Annotated in this window: 16 protein-coding genes; 8 read left to right on the plus strand and 8 right to left on the minus strand. The window is 70.9% G+C overall.

The annotated features are described in order from the left end of the window. Window positions 1-4 precede the first annotated feature (4 nt). Window positions 5-1,375, minus strand: coding sequence for a PucR family transcriptional regulator (locus OG943_RS11500; protein ID WP_328609715.1), 1,371 nt, complete (start codon window positions 1,373-1,375; stop codon window positions 5-7). 162 nt (window positions 1,376-1,537) lie between these two features. Between OG943_RS11500 and OG943_RS11505 the strand changes: the two genes are divergently transcribed. Then, window positions 1,538-2,032, plus strand: a complete 495-nt coding sequence (locus OG943_RS11505; RefSeq protein ID WP_328609716.1) for a flavin reductase family protein — start codon at window positions 1,538-1,540, stop codon at window positions 2,030-2,032. Window positions 2,033-2,055: 23 nt separating this feature from the next. Here OG943_RS11505 and OG943_RS11510 read toward each other — a convergent pair whose 3' ends face one another. Then, window positions 2,056-2,763, minus strand: a complete 708-nt coding sequence (locus OG943_RS11510; protein ID WP_328609717.1) for a GntR family transcriptional regulator — start codon at window positions 2,761-2,763, stop codon at window positions 2,056-2,058. A 106-nt stretch (window positions 2,764-2,869) separates the two neighbouring features. Here OG943_RS11510 and mhpA point away from each other — a divergent pair, with 106 nt between their 5' ends. The 3 genes from mhpA to OG943_RS11525 are packed head-to-tail and all read left to right on the plus strand — an operon-like array spanning window position 2,870 to window position 6,214. Continuing rightward, a complete protein-coding gene (mhpA, locus tag OG943_RS11515; protein WP_328609718.1) occupies window positions 2,870-4,408 on the plus strand; it encodes a bifunctional 3-(3-hydroxy-phenyl)propionate/3-hydroxycinnamic acid hydroxylase MhpA in 1,539 nt (512 codons plus the stop codon). Further along, entirely contained in the window at window positions 4,399-5,274 is an 876-nt protein-coding gene (locus tag OG943_RS11520; protein ID WP_328609719.1) for a fumarylacetoacetate hydrolase family protein, read from the plus strand. The genes mhpA and OG943_RS11520 overlap by 10 nt, the downstream gene beginning before the upstream one ends. Window positions 5,275-5,284: 10 nt before the next feature. Beyond that, window positions 5,285-6,214 carry a VOC family protein gene (locus tag OG943_RS11525; protein ID WP_328609720.1) on the plus strand — a complete coding sequence of 310 codons (930 nt, stop codon included), beginning with the start codon at window positions 5,285-5,287 and terminating at the stop codon, window positions 6,212-6,214. A 72-nt stretch (window positions 6,215-6,286) separates the two neighbouring features. Here the strand turns inward: OG943_RS11525 and OG943_RS11530 are convergent, their stop codons facing one another. Then, the gene (locus tag OG943_RS11530; protein WP_328609721.1) at window positions 6,287-6,493 is read right to left on the minus strand and encodes a 4-oxalocrotonate tautomerase family protein; all 207 of its coding nucleotides are present in this window, start codon (window positions 6,491-6,493) and stop codon (window positions 6,287-6,289) included. Between the two features lie 82 nt (window positions 6,494-6,575). Further along, window positions 6,576-7,310 carry an SDR family oxidoreductase gene (locus OG943_RS11535; RefSeq protein WP_328609722.1) on the minus strand — a complete coding sequence of 245 codons (735 nt, stop codon included), beginning with the start codon at window positions 7,308-7,310 and terminating at the stop codon, window positions 6,576-6,578. A gap of 112 nt (window positions 7,311-7,422) precedes the next feature. On the opposite strand from OG943_RS11535, the gene OG943_RS11540 reads away from it, so the two are divergent. After that, on the plus strand, window positions 7,423-8,160 hold the full coding sequence (locus OG943_RS11540) for a TetR/AcrR family transcriptional regulator (protein WP_328609723.1): 738 nt from the start codon (window positions 7,423-7,425) through the stop codon (window positions 8,158-8,160). Between the two features lie 169 nt (window positions 8,161-8,329). After that, window positions 8,330-9,691 (plus strand): OFA family MFS transporter, encoded by a 1,362-nt coding sequence (locus OG943_RS11545; RefSeq protein WP_328609724.1) that lies wholly within the window; start codon window positions 8,330-8,332, stop codon window positions 9,689-9,691. Between the two features lie 48 nt (window positions 9,692-9,739). Here the strand turns inward: OG943_RS11545 and OG943_RS11550 are convergent, their stop codons facing one another. Genes OG943_RS11550 through OG943_RS11565 form a run of 4 tightly spaced genes read right to left on the minus strand, consistent with a single transcriptional unit; the run spans window position 9,740 to window position 13,488 of the window. Next, window positions 9,740-10,891: an NAD(P)/FAD-dependent oxidoreductase gene (locus tag OG943_RS11550; protein ID WP_328609725.1), complete on the minus strand. Its 1,152-nt coding sequence runs from the start codon at window positions 10,889-10,891 to the stop codon at window positions 9,740-9,742. A 16-nt stretch (window positions 10,892-10,907) separates the two neighbouring features. Continuing rightward, window positions 10,908-11,675 carry an amino acid ABC transporter ATP-binding protein gene (locus OG943_RS11555; protein WP_328609726.1) on the minus strand — a complete coding sequence of 256 codons (768 nt, stop codon included), beginning with the start codon at window positions 11,673-11,675 and terminating at the stop codon, window positions 10,908-10,910. Then, a complete protein-coding gene (locus tag OG943_RS11560) occupies window positions 11,672-12,586 on the minus strand; it encodes an amino acid ABC transporter permease (RefSeq protein WP_328609727.1) in 915 nt (304 codons plus the stop codon). Before OG943_RS11560 ends, OG943_RS11555 begins: the two co-directional genes overlap by 4 nt. Window positions 12,587-12,591: 5 nt before the next feature. Further along, window positions 12,592-13,488: an ABC transporter substrate-binding protein gene (locus tag OG943_RS11565; protein ID WP_328609728.1), complete on the minus strand. Its 897-nt coding sequence runs from the start codon at window positions 13,486-13,488 to the stop codon at window positions 12,592-12,594. Between the two features lie 107 nt (window positions 13,489-13,595). Here OG943_RS11565 and OG943_RS11570 point away from each other — a divergent pair, with 107 nt between their 5' ends. Together OG943_RS11570 and OG943_RS11575 are read left to right on the plus strand one after the other, a co-directional pair. Further along, window positions 13,596-14,501 (plus strand): MurR/RpiR family transcriptional regulator, encoded by a 906-nt coding sequence (locus OG943_RS11570; RefSeq protein WP_328609729.1) that lies wholly within the window; start codon window positions 13,596-13,598, stop codon window positions 14,499-14,501. Between the two features lie 45 nt (window positions 14,502-14,546). Further along, window positions 14,547-14,858: a hypothetical protein gene (locus OG943_RS11575; RefSeq protein ID WP_328609730.1), complete on the plus strand. Its 312-nt coding sequence runs from the start codon at window positions 14,547-14,549 to the stop codon at window positions 14,856-14,858. Window positions 14,859-14,936 lie beyond the last annotated feature (78 nt).

The raw sequence follows: 14,936 nt of genomic DNA on the forward strand, positions 1-14,936 counted from the left end.
CGGGTCACGTGACCGGCGAGCCGGGCAGCGGCCGGTGCTGATGGCGCTCCGCGGGCGTGGCTCCGAGGACCGCCTCCCCGATCTCTTCGGCCAGGAGCAGCGCGGCCTGGAGCCGGAAGCCGCGATCCGCGATCTCGCCGCCGATGACCTCCTGCGCCCGCTTGACGCGGTAGGCCACCGTGCCGCGGGCGATGTGCAGCTCCCGGGCGACGCGGACGAGGCTCCGCTCGGCGGACAAGTAGTGCAGCAGCGTGGTGCGGAGCGCCTGCATCATCTCGCCGGGGCCGGTCAGCGCGCCCAGCTCGCGGCGCGTGAACTCCCTGGCCGCCTCCAGGTCGGCACTGAGCAGTACCGGCAGGACGACATCGTCGTAGCCGGTCACCCGCGGGCGATCCGCGCCGTTGACACCACGCAGCCACTCGGTGCGGGCTGCTTCCCGGTGCGTCCGGCAGAAGCCCTCGACCCCGGCGGCCGGTGCGCCCAGCGCGGCTCGAAGCCCTTCCGCGACATCGAGGTGCCGGTGCTGTACCGAGCTTGTCGAAGCTGGGCCTGCCGAAGCTGAGCCTGCCGAAATCGTTCCCCAGGCCCAGACCCGGCCCGCTCCGACCGGCACCACCAAGGTGGTGCCGGCGCCGCTCTCACGCAGCAGCTCCTCGGCCGCCGAGTGCAGCCGGGGGTCCTCGGTCGGGGCTTCGGCCCACACGATCGCCCCGACGTGGGTGCCGGCCAGGTTGTAGCCGAGTGTGCGGGACGCCGCCGCGGCATCGGTGGCCTCACCGGCCAGCAGCGCGCGGACCGTCGCCGCGCGGGTGGCGGCCGCGCTGGTGACCCAGCGGTCGTATTCCGCGAGGTACTCCTGGGCCATGCCGTCGGAGAGCCCGTCGACGAAACGGAACAGCTCATCGCTGACCTGCTTCATCTCCTGGCTGAGCCGTTCCGGCCCGACCAGCTGTTCACAGGCCCGCAGATACGCCTGTGCCAGCTGGGCGTGCCCGATCCGGATCGCCCGCAGGACCCGGTCCAGCGGGATGTTCCGGCGCACGAAGTCCCGGATCCCGGCCAGCGACGCGTCGCTGACCGGCGCGAGATTCGCGGACGGCTCGGCGAGCACCAGCAGCGCCTGCAGACTCGCGGCCTCGCTGCCGCGTCGCAGGACCTCGTCCGCGGTGCTGCCACCGGTGAACGGCGGAATCTCCGCCAAGATGCGAGCGGCGGCGATCCCGCCCTGCTCGATGGCCCAGCACACCGGCTGCTCGCCGACGCGTGCCACCGCGCCGGCCACGGTCACGGCCGAGCTGGCCGCCTGGGCCAAGCCGATCCCCTTCGACGGGACCAGCGAGGCCAGCCACGCACGTTCGCCGTCCACGATCTTCACCATCCTCACTATGTCTGTGGTCGCGCCGACCAACGGGCGAACGGGATCCTGAGCTCGCGGACCAAGCGGCCGCCCCGCGGGCCGGAGTTGACTTCGTGATGGCCGGACGCGGTGATCCACGCATCCGGACCGGCGGACTCGGACACACTTGGGAGGCGCGTGATGATCGACCGGGAGACCTTCGTCGAGCTGATGAGCGGGGTGTGCGCCCCGGTCACCGTGGTGACGGCGACGACCGCCGACGGGCGACCGCACGGCAGCACGGTGTCGAGCTTCGCCTCGCTCTCGCTCGACCCTCCACTGGTGAGCTTCGCCCTGGACCGCGCCTCGGGGCTGCTGGCCCACCTCCGGCCGGGCGGCCGGGTGGGGGTCAACATCCTTGCCGCGCACCAGCAAGAGCTGGCCTCGGCCTTCGCCCGGCCGCACCGGGGACCGGGCCTGAAGTTCGACGGCGTCACCTGGGCCCTCCGCGCCGGACTGCCCTACCTGCCCGGGTCCGCCGGCTGGACAGCGGGACGGGTCGAACGCCATGTGGACGGCGGTGACCACGTCCTGCTCGTCGTGCGGGTCGAGGAGGCCGAGCCGACCTCCACCGCCCCGTTGATCTACGCGCGCCGGGTCTTCGGCACGCACTCCCGTCTCGCGGTCGCGAGTTGAGCACCTCCTGCCGGGTTTCCTCGTTATGGGCGTGTCAGCCGGGCCTGGCCGGCCTGGTTCGGCTCGTCGGTCGCGACGCTGATGAGCAGCTGGGCCGTGTGGGCGATGTGGTCGCGCAGCAGTGCCGCGGCGCGGTCGGCGTCGCGGGCCACGGCGGCGTCCAGCAGTGCCTGATGTTCCCCGGTGAGGTCGCGGTCGGGTTCCTGGCCGAACGAGACCGACCACTGGAGGTAGAGCTCGGCCTCTTCGCGTAGCCCGGTGGCCGTGGCCAGCAGCCGGTGGTTGCGGCACCCGGCCAGCAAGGCGGTGTGGAACGCGGCGTGCGCGGCGGACCACGCGTTCGCCGGGGGGCCCGCGTCGTCCTGGGTCAGGAACTGCGTGCGCTTGAGGAGGTGGTGGGCGGCGACCGCGGCCGCTTCCCAGGCCATGTCGCCGTCGCGCACCGACAGCCGCAGCACCAGCGATTCGATCTCCAGCCGGGCGTCGGTCAGCTCCGCGAGGTCCTCGTGGGACAGCGGCATGACGCTGAAGCCGAGGTTGGACTGGGTCCGCACGAAGCCGTCGGCGACCAGGCGGGTCAGCGCTTCCCGGGCCGCGCCGACGCTGGTTTCGTACCGCTGGCACAGATCCGGGAACTTCAGCCGCTCGCCGGGGACCACGCGGCCGCCGAGGATGTCCTGGCGCAGGCGCTGGTACACGCCGTCCGCGCGGGTCGAACCGGTGCCTGTCATGCCGGCCACCCTACCAAGATTCAACTACCGATGTCAGATTCGAAAGTTCATTGACATCTCGAACGTGGGCGCGTAGTCAGGAAGTACCTCGAACGAAGCGGGCGGTATGGACACAGTTCACGATGTGGTGGTCGTCGGCGCCGGCCCGGTGGGGCTCGCCGCGGCCAGGATGCTGGGCGGGCGCGGGTTTTCCGTGCTGGTGCTTGAGCGATGGCCGGAGCCGTACCCGCGGCCGAGGGCCGTGCACTTCGACGACGAAATCGGCCGGGTGTTCCAGAGTCTGGGCCTCGCCGAGCCGGTGCGGGCGATCTCCGAGGCCGTGCCGGACCACTACGAGTGGCGTAACGCCGCCGGCGCGTCCCTGGTCCGGATCGACTGGTCCGGGCGCGGGCCCGGCGGCTGGCCGACGGCGAGCTTCTTCTCTCAGCCCGACCTGGAGAAGGTGCTCGCGGACGCCGTCGAGGCGATGCCGAACGTGACCCTGCGCCGCGGGGCCGAAGTCGTCGGCGTCGAGGAACAGGCCGAGGACGTCCTGGTGACGTACACGACCGCGGCCGTCAAGCACCGCAGCGCGCGGGCCCGGTTCGTGATCGGCTGCGACGGCGCGAACAGCTTCGTCCGCGAGCGCCTGGGCGCGGCCTTGCACGATCAGGGTTTCTTCTACGACTGGCTGATCGTCGACACCATCCCCCTCGACGAGCGGGACTGGTCGCCGCAGAACTGGCAGCTGTGCGACCCCGCCCGGCCGACCACGATCGTCTCCGGCGGCCCCGGCCGGCGCCGCTGGGAGTTCATGCGGCTGCCCGGCGAAACCCGCGACGAGCTCAACACCGCCGACAAGGCCTGGGAACTGCTTGAACCCTGGGGGCGCACGCCGGAGAACTCACGCCTGGAACGGCACGCCGTCTACACTTTCGCCGCCCGCTGGGCCGACCGCTGGAACGGTGGCCGCCTGGCGATCGCGGGCGACGCGGCCCACCAGATGCCGCCGTTCGCGGGACAGGGCATGTGCTCGGGTCTGCGCGACGTCGCCAACCTCTGCTGGAAACTCGAGCGGGTGTTGCGCGGCGAATCGGGTTTCGCCTTGCTGGACACCTATACCTCCGAACGCAGCGTCCACCTGCAGCACGCGATCGCGATGTCCGTCGAGTTGGGACGCGTCATCTGCGTCCTGGACGAGCAGCAGGCCGCCGACCGCGACGCCCGCATGATCGCCGGAGACGCCGACCCGGCTCGTGTCCTTCCCGTCTCTGCCCTGCCCGTGCTCGGCGACGGCGTGCTCGCCGACAGCCCCGCCACCAGCACGCTGCGCGGCACTCTGGCTCCGCAGTTCCCGGTCGGGCGCGACGGTCATCGAGCGCTGCTCGACGACGTGACCGGCTACGGCGCCGTGCTGCTGACCCGCGCCGAGGTGAGCGACAACTTCGGCGGGCGCGCCTTCACCATCGGCGCCGGCCTGGGTGACCCGGACGGGGCGTGGACGCGCTGGTTCGAAGCCCACCACATCCAGGCGGTGCTCATCCGGCCCGACCACTACGTCTTCGGCGCCGTCACCGACCTCGCCGACACCAAGGAACTCATCACCCGGTACGGCGACCTCGTCCGTGCCCGGACCACTCCAGGAGAACGGATCTCATGCGTCTAGCCAACATCGACCACCGGGCCGCCCTCGTCATCGAGCAGGACGGTACCGAGAAGTTTCTCGACATCGCCCACGCATCGGACGGCCGATGGGGCCCGGGCCTGCCGGAGGTCTTCCAGAACTGGGCCGACGTCACCGCCTGGGCCGCCGGACCGAACGTGCCGGCCGGTCAGTGGGCGCCGGTCGACCGCACCCGTCTCGGCGCGCCTTCGCCCGCGCCACGGCAGGTTTTCGCGGTCGGGCTGAACTACCACGCGCACGCCGCCGAGTCCGGGTTCACCGCGCCCACCGAGCTGCCTCCGGTGTTCACCAAGTACGTGTCGAGCTTCTCCGGGCCCGACACCGAGGTCGCGCTGCCGCCCGAGGGTGACGTCGACTGGGAGATCGAACTCGTTGCCGTCGTGGGGCGGGAAGCACGCGATGTGGCCGAAGCCGATGCCTGGTCGTACGTCGCCGGGCTGACCGCGGGCCAGGACCTGTCCGAGCGGATCACGCAGCTGCGGGGCCCCGCGCCGCAGTTCGGCCTCGGCAAGTCGTTCAACGGATTCTCCCCGCAAGGCCCCTGGCTGGTGACCCCGGACGAGTTCGCCGACCCCGGCGACCTCGAACTGGGCTGCGCGATCGACGGCGAAGAGGTCCAAAAAGGACGGACCCGGGACCTGATCTTCGGCATTCCCCGGCTGATCGCCGCGCTGTCGGAGAACGTCACGCTCTACCCGGGGGACGTGATCTTCAGCGGCACCCCGGCCGGCGTCGGGATGGGCCGCGAGCCGAAACGGTTCCTGCGGTCCGGCGAGCGGCTGGACAGCTGGATCGAGGGCATCGGCGAACTGCACCAGACGTTCGTTTCCGCCCCGGCCGCGAAGTAAGGAGACCGTCATGGCACTGCACGGGCTGGGCCAGGTCGTCATCGGCGTGCCCAACGTCGCGGAGACCATCGCCTACTACACCGACTTCGGGCTCCAGCACCAAGGGGACGGCGCCTTCGCGACCCTCAACGGGGGCGACCAGCTCCGGATCGTCCACGCCCCGACCCGCCGGCTGGTGGAACTGTCCATCGCGGCCGACGACCCCGACGACATCGCGGCGATCGGACGGCGGCTGCGCGCCCACGACCTGCTCGTGGAAGAGACGGACACGGTCGTGCGCACCGTCGAGCCGGTCACCGGGACGAGGGTCCGCGTCGCGGTGCGCCCCCGGATCGTCGTGCAACCCCCGGTACCGGCGACGCTCTACAACGGCCCGGGCCGGATCGACCGGTGGGGACGGGCGCCGTTCATCGCCCGGACCGGGCCGGTGCGGCCGCACAAGCTCGGCCACGCGGTGCTCGGCAGCACCGACCTGGAGACGACGATGCGGTTCTTCACCGAGGGAATCGGCTTCAAGGTCAGCGACTACATGGGTGACAAGGCCGCGTTCCTGCGCTGCTCGGTCGAGCACCACAACGTGCTGGTGATGGCCGCGCCGGTCAATTTCCTGCACCACACCAGCTGGCAGGTCGACGACGTCGACGACGTCGGCCGCGGCGCGCACGCGATGCTCGAAGGCAACCCGGAACGCCACATCTGGGGACTCGGACGGCACTACGCGGGCGCGAACTTCTTCTGGTACCTCAAAGACCCGGCCGGCAACTTCTCCGAGTACTACTCCGACATGGACACCGTCCCCGAGGACGAACTGTGGAGCCCCGAAGTACTTCACGGCCTGCAAGGGCTCTACTCCTGGGGACCGCCGCCACCCCCGTCGTTCCTCGAACCCGACGACCTCGCGGCCCTGATGACCGGAGCCCATTCCGCCGGCTCACGGTGACACGGGGCCAAGGAGCTGACCGGCGGGCGTGCGGCGAGGGTCGGGAATCCTCGCCGCACGCCCGTTTTCCGGTCAGCTGCGGCCGAGCATTTCGGCGGTCAGGATATTGCCGCCCAGGCCCCAGCCGCCTTCGGTGACCTCGTCGACCAGGACGAGGGTGGTGGCGCGGGCGCGCTCGCCGTACACGTCGGCGTAGGCGTCGGTGACGGCGTCGATGAGCTTCTTCTTCGACTCCGGGGTCAGGGTGTCGGCGGGGACCTTCAGGTTGGCGAACGGCATGACCGATGTTCCTTTCGTACGGGGTGATGGGATTTTCGTTGTGCGGCGTTGGGGGACAGCGGGTCCTCGATGCCGACGGCCGTCAGATGATCCCGCCGTTGGCCCGCACGACCTGGCCGTTGACCCAGCGCCCGCCCGGTCCGGCCAGAAACGCGACGACCTCGGCGATGTCGGCCGGGGTGCCGAGCCGTTCCAGCGGCGGCTGCTTGGCCAGGCGTTCGATGGTCGCCTCGTCTTTGCCGTCGAGGAACAGGTCGGTGGCGGTGGGGCCGGGAGCGACGGCGTTGACGGTGACGTCGCGGCCGCGCATCTCCCGCGCCAGGACGAGGGTCATGGCCTCGACGGCGCCCTTGCTGGCGGCGTAGGCGCCGTAACCGGGGAACTGCAGGCCGACGACCGAGGTGGACAGCATCACGATCGCGCCGCCCGGGCGGATCCGGCGCGCGGCCTCGCGGGCCACGACGAACGTGCCGCGGATGTTGGTGCGGTGCAACGCGTCGAGGTCGGCGAGATCCAGGTCGGCGATCGGGGACAGCGACAGGCGGCCGGCGGAGTTGACGACGATGTCGACGCCGCCGAAGGACTGCGTCGCGGTGTCGAACAACCCGGCGACCGCGTCCTCGTCGGCGATGTCGGCCCGAGCAGCCACGGCCTCCCCGCCGGCCGCGGTTATCTCGTCGACGACCTGTTTCGCCGCCGCGTCGTGGCCGGCGTAGCCGACGACGACGGCCTGTCCGGCGGCGGCCAGGGTGGTGGCGATGGCGCGGCCGATGCCCCGTGAAGCGCCGGTGACGACGGCGACTCGTCGGTCGGTCATGAGTCTCACCTCCAAGATCAATAGTGGCGATAGCGTGATTTCGTTTCGCCGATATGGCCAAGGTAGCAGAGGGTTCCGATCGTCGCTAGCGATGTGACGTATCATTGATTTCATGAGCGATGCCTCCCGCCGCCGGCCCGGTGCCACCGGCCCGGCCGACGACCCCGCCGTCCGTGCGGCGCTGATCGGAGCCGCCGAGCGGCAGCTCGCCGCATCCGCGGACGGTGACATCGCCACCCGCGCGGTCGCCGAGGAGGCGGGGGTGACCCAGCCGGTGCTCTACCGGCTCTTCGGTGACAAGCGGGGCCTGCTCGACGCTGTCGCCGACACTGGTCTTGAGCGCTACGCACTGCGGAAGACCGAACTCGAGGCCACTGACGACCCCGTCGCCGACCTGTACGCCGGCTGGGACGATCACATGGCCTTCGCCGCCGACAACCCCGCGCTCTACCAGCTGATGTTCACGCCCCGCCCGCAGTCGGCCGCGACGACCTACCAGCGCATCCTGCACCTGCTCGAGGCCACCCTGCTGCGCTGCGCCGCCGTCGGCGCCTTGACGACGACGCCGCGGCTGGCCGCCCAGCTGATCCTGCCCGCCAACATCGGCGTCGCCCTCGGCCGCATCGCCCAGCCCGGGCTGTTCGACGATCCGGCACTGTCGCACCGGGCCCGCGACGCCGTCTTTTCCACCATCCTCACCGACCCCGTGGCGCTGAGCGGACCGGACCCTGTCCGCGCCGCCGCCCGCCAGCTGCGCTCCCAGCTCTTGCTCACCGGAACTGACCGGCTGGAACCGGTGGAGACCGCCCTGCTGGACCGCTGGCTGGACCGCATCGACCAGCCCAGCTGACCACCGTCGGCACCGTGCAGTCCGGGCACGAGAAGGCGCCCGTTTGAGCCGGACGGGGCAGACCCGTGGACACCACCCACCACCGGTGCTATAACCGGACTACTCCATACTGCATACAACATACTGTCGAGTGGGTGACGTGATGTCCGAGCCCCAGACCGTCCTGCCGGTGCGAGAAACGCGAGAGACGCCCGAGGTGCGAGAAGTCCGCGACGTCTACGGGCGGCGGTACCGGGTGGGGGAGAGCGACCGGCAGCTGATCGGCCGGTCGCGGACCTGGATGGTGTGGCTCGGCGGGGCGGCGATGTTCGCGGCCGGGGTGCAGCAGTACGGGTTCGGCGTGATCGCGCCGGTGCTGACCGGCGCGCACGGCTGGACGTTCGCCGAGGTCGTCGTGTCGCTGGCGCTCTGGGCGGTGTGCCAGGCGAGCGTCGCGTTCCCGGTCGCGTGGCTGCGTGACCACGGCAAGCTCCCGCCCGCCGTGGCGGTCGCCGTGGGCGGGGCGCTGTGCGCGACCGGGCTGGTGACGCTCGGGAACGCCTCCAGCCTGACCACGGTGTTCCTCGGCTACTCCGTGCTCGGCGGCATCGGCACCGGGCTTGTGTACGCCACCTGCGTCGGCGCCGTGATGAGCTGGTTCCCCGACCGGACGGCCGCCCGCGTCGGCGCGGTGAGCGGCGCGTTCGCCTACGGCAGTGTCCCGTTCGTGCTCGTCGCGGGCTTCGGGCTTTCGATCGGCAACCGCGCGGTGCTGCTCGACGTCACGGCGGCGGTGGTGCTCGTGGTGATCGCCGGGGCCGGCGCGCTGCTGCGCTTCCCGCCACGTCACTGGTGGCCCGCCGAGCCGGACCCGCGTGTGTGGGCGCTGGACAAGGTGCGCAACCGCAGCGTCTCGGCCAACCGCCCGGCGGTGCGGCACTACCGGCCGGCCGAGTTGTTTCGTTGTGGCACAACGCTTTCGCTGTACCTGACGGTGGTGCTGGCAGCCGCCGTGCTGCTGTTCGACCTCGCCTACCTGGCCACGTCCGTCGCCGAGCAGGGCGGCGGGCCGGGCCTCGCCGCGGTCGCGCTCGCGGTGCTGGCCGGGGTCACCGGCACCGGCCGGGTGCTGCTCGGCTGGCTGTCCGACCGGTTCGGCCGCCGCCGCGTCCTGCGGCTCGCGCTGGTGGCCGGCGGGATCGGGCAGCTGGTGCTGTCCTACTCCGGCGAGCACCACCACGCCGCCGGGCTGGTGCTCGGCGTCGCGCTCGCCGGCCTCGGCAACGGCTGCTGTTACACGCTGCTCGTCGGGCTCGTGCGCGAGTACTTCGGCGAGGAGTCGATGATGCAGAACTTCGGCGTGCTCTACAGCGCCAAGGCCGCCGGCGCGGTCCTCGGCGTCGGCCTGGCCGCGATCGTGGTGACCGCACACGGCTACTCCGGCGCGTTCGCCGTGGCGGCCGCGCTCAGCCTGGCCGGCGCCCTGCTCACCGGACGGCTCACCCAGCCGGGCCGGCCGAAGTCCTTGCTGCCCGCGGATTACCGGGGCTGAATGACCAGTCCTGGGCGGCCGGGTTGGTCCCCGGCCGCCCACCGCCCGTTAGCTCGGGCGACCGGCCCCGATGCGGTCGAAGGTGAACGGGCGCAGGGTTTCCGGCCGTTCCCCCTTCAGCGCCCAGTCGGCGAACGCTTCGCCCACGGCGGGAGCGAGGGCGAAGCCGTGGCCGCTCCAGCCGGTGCCGACGAAAACCGAATCCAGGCCGGGCACCGTGTCGATCACCGGGATCAGGTCGATCGTGCTGGTGTCGGCCCGGCTGTTGTCGACGGCGAGGACTTCCGCGCCGTCCAGCGCCGGGAGAGTGGCGGACAGGTCGGCCAGCGTGCCGCGCAGGACGGCGGGATCGGTTGTGCCGACACCGGTGGCGGGGTCCCAGCCGCCGGGCCGGCCGCCGGAGAGCATCACCGAGCCCTCGTCGGTCATCTTCACCGACAGCGACCGCCGGGCGTGACCGATCTGGTGATTCAGCGCGAACCCGGGCGGCGGGCTGACGAAGGTGATCTGGGTTGCCTTCTCCCACAAGGGCAAGGTCAAGCCGACCGCGTCGCCCAGCAGGCGCGGGATCGCCCGGTTCGCCGCGAGGATCACGCCGCGAGTGGCGCGCAGGCGGTCGCCGGTCTTCAGGCGCAGGACGACCGAGCCGTCCTCGTCCGGTTCGATCCCGGCCACCTCGGTGTGCTCGCGGACGGTGGCGCCCAGACCCGTTGCCGCCGCGGCGAAAGCCCTGGTCGTCGCGGGATGGTCGGCGGTGCCGTCATGCGGTGTGTAGAGCCCGAACCGCACGTCGTCGGCGATCCCCGGCTGCATCTCGTCGAGCCGGTCCCGGTCGGCGATCTCGCACGCCACCCCCGCCGCCCGCTGGGCCTGGACCCGGGCGGGCAGGCTCTGCCACCCGGAAGCGCCGGCGATCTCGACGTCGTAGAGGGTGAGCCGGCCGTTGCAGTGGTAGCCGGTCGGCTCTCCGAGGAGCGCGTCCAGTTCGGGCCACAGGTCCTGGGCGCGACGAGCGAGCGGCAGCTCCCGGAGATCACGCCCGCCGACGCGGACCCCCCGGCGCCCGGGGCCACCGGAGGCGCCGGACGCGAGTTCGTTCGCTTCCAGCAGCGTGACCTCGGCGCCGCGGCCGGCGAGGTTCCAAGCGGTGGCGGCGCCTACCACGCCGCCGCCGACGACGACGTATTCGACCGAATGCACGAGCGATCCTTTCATGTCAGCTGACCCTTTCCAGAAAACGGCGGGTCCGTTCGTGGTGCGGGGAATCGAGAACCTGCCCGGCCGGGCCGTGCTCGACGATTCTTCCCTGGTCCATGAACACCACGGTGTCCGCGACCTGGCGCGCGAACCCGATTTCGTGCGTGACCACGATCATGGTCATTTTGTTGTCGGCCAGGTCGCGCAGTACGTCGAGCACTTCGCCGACGAGTTCGGGATCCAGCGCGCTGGTCGGCTCGTCGAACAGCATCAGGTGCGGTTGCATGCACAGGGCGCGCGCGATCGCGACCCGCTGCTGCTGGCCACCGGACAGCTGGGCCGGGTAGTCCGCGTGCTTGTCCGCCAGGCCGACCCGGCCGAGCAACGTCCTGGCCCGCTCGATCGCCTGGTCACGCGGGGTGCCCTGAACGTGGATCGGCGCCTCGATCAGGTTCTGCAGCACCGTGAGATGGCTGAACAGGTTGAACTGCTGGAACACCATGCCGATGTGCCGGCGCGCCCGGCGCGTCTGCCGCGGCGTGGTCTCCACCAGGTCCCGGCCGACCCGGCGGTAGCCGACCAGCCCGCCGTGCACGTGAATGGTCCCGGCCTGGAACTTCTCCAGATTGTTGATACACCGCAGCAGGGTGCTCTTGCCCGATCCGGACGGGCCGATCAGGCAGACGACCTCGCCGGGCGCCACCACCAGGTCGACCTCGTGGAGCACGTGCAGGGAGCCGTACAGTTTGTGTACGCCGCGAATTTCGACCGCGGGCAGTTCGGTCATCGTCCCGCCTCCAAGGTGAGCCGCGACAGTTTCCGGGAAGCCGCCGCGGGAATTCCCGCCCTTCCCCGATTGAAGTACTGCTCGACATAGTGCTGCCCGACGGTCAGGAGCGCGGTCAGCACGAGGTACCAGAAGGTCACCACGAGTAGCAACGGGATGGTTTCGTAGGTCCGGGCGTAAATGATCTGCGCGCTGTAGAGCAGTTCCGGCATGGAAATAACGCTGATGATCGAAGTCGTTTTCACCACGTTGACGAACTGGTTGGTCAACGGCGGCACAATCGCCCGCATGGCCTGCGGGAGAATGATGCGCCGCATCATCAGGACGCTGGACATGCCCAGCGCTTCGGCCGCTTCCCGCTGGCCGTGCTCCACCGAGACCAGCCCGGCCCGGAAGATCTCCGCGCAGTAGGCCGCCTCGTGCAACGTGAGCCCGATGATCGCGGCGCCGGCGACCGTGATGACCGCGTTGGTGCCCACGGTGAACAGGCTGGGGCCGAGCGGGATGCCGAGGGAGATCTCCGGGTACAACGCGGCCAGGTTGTAGAGCAGCAGCAACAGCACGAGCAGCGGGGTCGCGCGGAACAGCCAGATGTAAGCGGCCGAAACCGCGTTGAGCACCTTGTTCTGCGACTGCCGCATGACGGCGAGGATGATCCCCGCGACGATCGACAGCGCCATCGCGATCACCGCTATCTCGACGGTCCGGCCGAGGCCGGCCAGGATCGCGGGGTCGAACAGGTAGTGGCCGAAAGCCGGCCAGGCGAAGTTCTCGTTGGTGAAGGCCGACCTGAGCACCAGGGCGACGACCAGGACGACCACCACGCCCGCGGCCCAGGTTCCGTAGCGTTTCCGGGACAGGATCCGGGCCGGGGGATCGGCGGTTTCCGGGGAGGTCACGGGATCCGGCATCGTTTTCACGACCTTCCCTTCAGGATTTCCGTGGTAGCGAGATCATTTTCCTGGAGGTCCCATTTCTCGAGGATCCTGCGGTAAGTGCCGTCGTCCATCAGTTTCTGGACGGCATCGTGGACGGGGGCGGTCAGGGGTGAGGCCTTCGCGAAGGCGACCGCGACGAGCGCCCGCTTGTACTGGCCGGCGAGGCGGAACTGCGCCGGCGACTTGTTCGCCACGTACTGGGTCAGCGAGATCGAGAAGTACAGGACGTCGATCCGGCTGCTGCGCAGGGCCAGCACCGCCGCGGTCCCGTCCGGGAACAGGCTGAGCTGCCAGCCGGGGCGGCCGGCCTTGGCGCAGGTGCCGTCCGCCTGTTCCAGCTGGCCCTGCTGGACGGACCCGATCACCACGCCGACCGTGCGCCCGCAGAGGTCCGAATAGGACTTCACCGGGAACGTGCTGCTGCTCCTGGTGAGAAAACCCTGCCCGCCGTGGTAATAGGTGACGAAGTCGGCGTTCTTCCGCCGCTCGTCGGTGGGGCTCAGCGACGCGAGCACCATGTCGTAGCGCCCGGCGGCGAGGCCGGGGACGATCGCGTCGAGGCTGGTCGGGACGGGGTCCGCGGCCAGGCACAACACGTCGGCGATCGCCTGGCTCATGTCGCGGTCGAGGCCGACGATCGTCTTGTTGTCCTCGGCGTGGTACGCCATGGGCGGCGTGCTCGGGACCATTCCGACCAGCAACGCCCCGCGCTGGCGCAGCGGTGCGGGCACGGTCGCGGCCAGGGCCGGATCGCAGCGGCCGTGCGGACGGGTCGTCAGCGCCGGGTCGGCCGTACCGGACAGGCTCAGCCCGCAGCCGGTCAGCGTCAGGGTCAGTACCAGGGACCACACGATGGCCCACCGGGTTCGTCGCATTTCACCACCACCTCCGCCGCCGAGTGGCGTCGTCCGGGTCTGCGTGATGTAGTGTGTACTTCATGAACTCACGAAAGTCTAGTGGTGACTAGATGGAGCCTTCGTTGATGAAGCGGATCGCCCAGGTCCGGGACCAGCTGGGCGCGGGTGGTTTGCGGGTGGTCGACTTCTTCGCCCTGCACCCCGCCGAGGCCTCGGTGTTCTCCGCGCAGGAGATCGCCCGCCAGGCGGACGTCAGCGACGCGACGGTGATCCGGACCGTCAAGCAGCTGGGCTACGGCGGGCTCGGCGAACTGCGCCGCGCGGCGGCCGCCGTGCTCAACCCGGTCCGCGACCCGGAACAGACCCTGGCCGAACACCTGACCCAGTCGGACGACAGCAGCCAGCTCCTGGCCAAGATCAGCCTCGACGCCGCGCAGATCGCCCGCGCCCTGCCCCGCACCGTCCCGGCCGAGGCCCTCGAGACCGCCGCCCGGATCCTCGCCGCCGCCGCGCACACGCTGGTCGTCGGTTACGGTTCCGCCCGCCCGGTGGCCGATTCGCTGTCGCTCGGCCTCCGCCGCATCGGCCGGGTCGCCGCCGCGACCGGCCTGACGGGCTACAACTTCGCCGACGAGATCGGCCAGCTCCGCGCCGACTCGGCGTTGGTCGTCATCGCGCCGCTGCGCCACGTCCGCGAGCACGACGTCGCGATCAGCGAGGCGGCCCGGATCGGCTGCCCGATCGTGCTGATCACCGAGGTGCTGGCCAGCCATTTCGCCGACCGGGTGGACACCATCCTGGTCACCCCGTCCACGGAGAACCTGTTGCCCAGCGCGCACATCGGGCACCTCCTGCTCGTGGACGCGCTGCTGCTTTCCGTCGCCGCCACCGAGCCGGACCAGGCCCTGGACAGCTGGAAGACGACCAACCGCCTGCGGGCCGAAATCGTCGACGGCTACCTGGACGTGCCGCTGAGCCGGTCCACCGCTTCGCGGGCCACCCAGCCGCGTCCCGGCAATACCGTGGATTGAGCCGAGTGGCACGTCGCCCGAAACGCGGCGTGCCACTATGTCCGGATGTCACAGCCTCCGAGTGCCGTTGCGGTGACCGAGCTGGGTTCGGCCCGCGGCGTCCGTTGTGAAGTAGCGCGGACAGCTGAGCCGTGGCTGCTCGGCACCCCCGCCGAAGACCGCGACCCGGAGATCTCCCGGAGGCTGCGCGACACCGTGATCGACTCCCTCACCACCGGCCCGGCTCCCGTCACGGATCCTGGCCTGGCGTCCCGGGCCCTCGCACTCGACGCCGCCCTCGCCGCCACCGAGCGGCCGCCCCTCCGCCCCGCCGAAACCGCCCTGCTGCGCGACTGGCTCGACCAGCTCGCCCGCTGACCCTCGGCGAGAGCCGGTTACGACAGAACTGCGACCCGACGGGGACAGCGCCCCGACACCGGAGCAGCAGGGTCGAGG

The organism is Amycolatopsis sp. NBC_00345 (assembly GCF_036116635.1).
In the GTDB taxonomy this organism is placed as follows: domain Bacteria; phylum Actinomycetota; class Actinomycetes; order Mycobacteriales; family Pseudonocardiaceae; genus Amycolatopsis.